This is a genomic window from Salinivibrio sp. PR932 (genome assembly GCF_001996125.1).
Classification (GTDB): Bacteria; Pseudomonadota; Gammaproteobacteria; order Enterobacterales; family Vibrionaceae; genus Salinivibrio; species Salinivibrio proteolyticus.
The window spans coordinates 1-4348 of record NZ_MUFM01000061.1 but is presented as its reverse complement, the minus strand read 5'-3'; the positions used below and the strand labels follow the sequence as shown (position 1 = coordinate 4348).

Below are 4348 nucleotides of genomic sequence, written 5' to 3'. Positions count from 1 at the left end.
TTATTATAGTATTGCTCTATGGGAATGATTTTGAAATAGCGGGGAAATATTTATCCATACAAATATGGTCAGGTCTACCATATGTAGTATTATTTGCGTATTCACAGGTTACATACATCATTGGTAAGACAAAAATACACCTGTATTTATCAATTTTGTCCATTTTTTCAATAGCGATTTTTAACTACTTGTTGATACCTCTCATAGGCGGAATTGGTGCTGTATATGCATCTTTGATTACTAATGCACTCGGGAGTTGTCTTATGATATTTTTACTCGAGAGAGAAATGCGTATTTTTACTAAAGGTATAAGAAATGTTTAAAAATAAAGTTCTGATGATTACCGGAGGAACAGGTTCGTTTGGCAATGCAGTTTTAGAACGTTTTCTTGATTCTGATATTGAAGAGATAAGAATATTCAGTCGAGATGAGAAAAAACAAGAAGATATGAGGATTAAGTACAAGAATGACAAACTTAACTTCCTCATTGGCGATATTCGAGACTTTGATAGTATTAACAGTGCTATGCGAGGAGTTGATTATCTCTTTCATGCAGCCGCTCTTAAACAAGTGCCATCTTGTGAGTTCTATCCTCTTGAAGCGATCAAGACTAATTTATTAGGAGCTGAAAATGTGCTTGAAGCTGCTGCTGTCAACGATGTAGAAAGAGTCGTCGTTCTAAGTACAGATAAAGCAGTATATCCAATTAATAGTATGGGTATGACAAAGGCTCTGATGGAGAAGTTAGCGATATCTAAAGCTCGTGATCACCGAGTGAGAGCAAATCAAGGAATCATTTGTACCACAAGGTATGGCAATGTAATGGCGTCAAGAGGATCGATAATCCCCCTTTTTATTCAGCAAATAAAGAGTGGATTACCAATGACCGTAACGAATCCAGATATGACAAGGTTTATGATGTCTCTCGATGACTCGGTAAATCTAGTTCTATTTGCCTTCGAAAATGCCAATCCGGGTGACATTTTTGTACAGAAAGCGCCTGCAGCGACAGTTGGAGATCTAGCTATTGCTTTAAAAGAAATTTTTGAAGCAAATAACGAGATTAAAATTATTGGCGAGCGACACGGTGAAAAACTATTTGAATCACTGTGCGGAAGAGAAGAAATGGCCAAAGCGAAAGATATGGGAGGCTTTTATCAGGTGCCCGCCGATTATCGAGATCTAAACTATACTAAGTATGTATCGGGGGAGGCAAATAAGTTAGATTACGATGAATATAATTCTCATAATACTAGAAGATTGAATGTTAATGAAATCAAAGAGCTTCTTTTAAATCTTGACTATGTTAAAAATGAGTTGAGGTCTGCCTAATGATACCATTGATAAAAACTTTCTTGCCTCCAAAAGAAGTATTAATGCCTGAATTAGAAAAAGTATTATACTCAGGCTATATAGCCCAAGGGGATGCTGTAGATAGATTTGAGAGCAAGGTAGCAGACTTTCTTGGTTCTCCACATTGTTTGAGTGTTAATAGTGGTTCCTCTGCATTGCATATAGCATTGCTCTTGGCCGGAGTTGAAAAAGGAGATGAAGTGATTTCTACTCCTCTAACAGCCGAGCCCACTAACACAGTGATCAAGCAAACTGGTGCGAATATTGTTTGGGCAGATATTGATTTAGATACTGGAAATATATGCCCAAAAGATGTTGAAAAAAAAATCACAGGAAAAACTAGAGCAATAGTAATAGTTGACTATGCTGGGGTCCCTACAAATATTAAGAAATTCCAAGAAATTGAGAACAAGTATAATATTCCAATAATTGAAGATGCTGCACATGCATTTGGTGCTTCTTTCAACGGAGAAAAATTAGGAAGCCACTTTAATTTTACCGTTTTCTCATTTCAAGCTATCAAGCACTTAACGACTGTCGATGGGGGGGTGTTGTGTTTAAAGAGCAATGAACTCTTTGAAAAAGCAAAGCTAATCCGTTGGTTTGGTATAGATAAGTCTTTAACTAGAAAAGAAAATAATATTGAGGTGCAAGGCTACAAATACCACATGAATAATGTGAATGCGACTATTGGACTAGTACAATTACGATACATGAAAGAAGTTATAAGTAAATATATAGAAAATGGAAAATATTATGACCAATGGTTAGCAGATATTCCTCGATTAGAATTGCTCGATTACTACGAAAAAACAGAGCCATCGTATTGGTTATATACAGTTAAAGTAGAGGATAAACCATCTTTTATTCGTGTTCTAAACGAAAAAGGCATTGCTGTATCTGATTTACACAAACGAAATGATATGCACGCAATATTTCGTGATAGCAAATCTCATTTACCAAACCTTGATGAATATGAGAAATCATGGGTTCATATTCCTTGCGGATGGTGGATAGAGAAAGAGCATAGGGAGTATATTGTCAATACAATTAAACAAGGCTGGTAAGCTATGATTCCTATATTTAAAGTTTTTATGCCAGATATTTTATCGGATGATATTAGCGACTTACTATATTCCGGTAAACTAAGCTATGGTGAATACACCAAAGAATTCGAACGTAGATTAAGCTCTTTTATTGGCAACGACAAAGTTCTTGCAGTTTCATGCAACTCAATTCTTTTTGCTTTAAAATTAATTGATATAAAGCCAGGTGATGAGGTTATAGTCTCTCCTATGAGWTGTCTAATGACAACACAACCTATTGTCTATCTTGGGGCAAAAGTGATATGGGCTGACATCGACCCTTTTACTGGTTCACTAAATCCTGATGATGTTAAAAATAAGATTACAAATAAAACCAGAGCTATTATTCATTACCATTGGTCCGGAAATCCAGGTTATATAGAAGAAATAAATGCAGTTGCTAAGAAAAATAATATACCAGTCATAGAGGATGCAACTGAATCCTTTGGTGCTGAATATAAAGGAAAAAAGATAGGAAATACAGATACAGATATCGTGTGTTATTCTTTTACCCCTGTGCGCTTACCTAACGCGATCGATGGAGCTGGATTGTCTTTAAACTGCGAAAAGTTATATCAAAAAGCTATTCTCATGAGAGATCTAGGCGTTAATAGAACTAAATTCAGAGACCAAATGGGAGAGATTTCGGCTGAGTGTGATATTAACGTTGTTGGTGATTCAGCGACACTAAATAATGTTTCTGGATATGTCGGTTCTTCTCAAATGCCATTTGTTAGTGATTTGATAGGAAAACAAAGAAAGAATGCATTATTGTGGGAAGAGTATTTTAAAAATCTGCCAGGCACAAAAGTGTTGAGTAAAAGAGAAGGGGTAAATCCTTCGTATTGGGCGTTTACTATACTTAGTGAAGAAAGAGATGAGCTTCTTAATAGATTTCGAAACCAAGGAATATATGCCTCTAAAATTCATTTAAGGAATGATCTTTACTCCATTTTTGGTCCTTCAGGCCAGCATTTACATTTAAGAGGAGTGAATGAGTTTTCAAAGAAACAACTAAATTTGCCCTGTGGATGGTGGGTCGATGAGAATGATATTAATCGTATTGTAAGCGACTTATAAACTATAGAGCTAAATAACTATTTCTACGTAATTCAATCATATCTGAGCGCACATATTGTTAATGAARAAAGAAACCGTAAAGTACAGCATAATACTTCCCGTCTACAATGGATTAGACTACATAGAAAATTGCGTCAATACCATTATAACCCAAGACTATAATGATTATGAGCTAATCATTGTAGATGACTGCTCAAATGATGGGACAAGGGAATACCTGAAAGAAATCGACAACCCGAACATAAAAGTTGTTTTTCAAGAAGAAAACCTAGGTGCTATCGGTAACTTTTCGAGTGCGATATCATTTGCCACTGGTAGTTGGGTCATTTTTTTAGGTGTAGATGATGGTTTACAAAGCTACTTTTTTGACTTGGCAGATAGACTTACCAATATATGCGAAAGAAAAGGCTTAAGAATAATAGCTTCCAGCAGGGCACACTACTTTTGGGAAGGTGCGTCAAAGCTTCATGGAAATAAAGCTATACAGTATACGGCAAGAGAAGAGTTTTCTGTTTTAGATTCCAATAAAGAAATCTTCTTATCACTTCTAGGTGCTCAAGCCTATTTCGAGCTACCACAGATGTATTCAAATTCATTGTTTCATAGGTCTCTCCTTGTCGAAGCTAAAGAAAAACAAAATGGCAACCTTTTCCTAACAGTGCCTCCAGATGTAAACCTTGCGACAATTGGTCTTACTCTCGAAAAAAAATATTTAAAGTCATTCATTCCATTGGGTTGGGTGGGAACATCATCTTCTGCAACAAAATATCGTGGAAAAGATAGTGACGATGACGGAGTTATATTTAATAATATTAGATATGATACTGCTG

The 4348-nt window shown here is 35.8% G+C and carries 5 protein-coding genes; all 5 read left to right on the top strand.

The genetic code is table 11. The features are described from left to right. Nucleotides 1-323, top strand: a 323-nt coding sequence (locus BZG84_RS15995; protein WP_198536750.1) for a polysaccharide biosynthesis C-terminal domain-containing protein, incomplete at its 5' end; no start/stop codon positions are given. Then, nucleotides 316-1332, top strand: a complete 1017-nt coding sequence (locus tag BZG84_RS15990) for a polysaccharide biosynthesis protein (RefSeq protein ID WP_077662164.1) — start codon at nt 316-318, stop codon at nt 1330-1332. The genes BZG84_RS15995 and BZG84_RS15990, both read left to right, overlap by 8 nt. After that, complete coding sequence (locus BZG84_RS15985; protein ID WP_077678486.1) at nt 1332-2420, top strand: DegT/DnrJ/EryC1/StrS family aminotransferase; 1089 nt, start codon at nt 1332-1334, stop codon at nt 2418-2420. The genes BZG84_RS15990 and BZG84_RS15985 overlap by 1 nt, the downstream gene beginning before the upstream one ends. A 3-nt stretch (nt 2421-2423) precedes the next feature. Beyond that, entirely contained in the window at nt 2424-3518 is a 1095-nt protein-coding gene (locus BZG84_RS15980) for a DegT/DnrJ/EryC1/StrS family aminotransferase (protein WP_077678485.1), read from the top strand. Nucleotides 3519-3579: 61 nt separating this feature from the next. Further along, a partial coding sequence (locus BZG84_RS15975; RefSeq protein WP_131826279.1) for a glycosyltransferase family 2 protein occupies nt 3580-4348 on the top strand: 769 nt, incomplete at its 3' end.

Coding starts and splice junctions, on each gene's coding strand:
- BZG84_RS15985 (WP_077678486.1), top strand. CDS start 1,332: ATGATACCATTGATAAAAACTTTCTTGCCTCCAAAAGAAGTATTAATG.
- BZG84_RS15990 (WP_077662164.1), top strand. CDS start 316: ATGTTTAAAAATAAAGTTCTGATGATTACCGGAGGAACAGGTTCGTTT.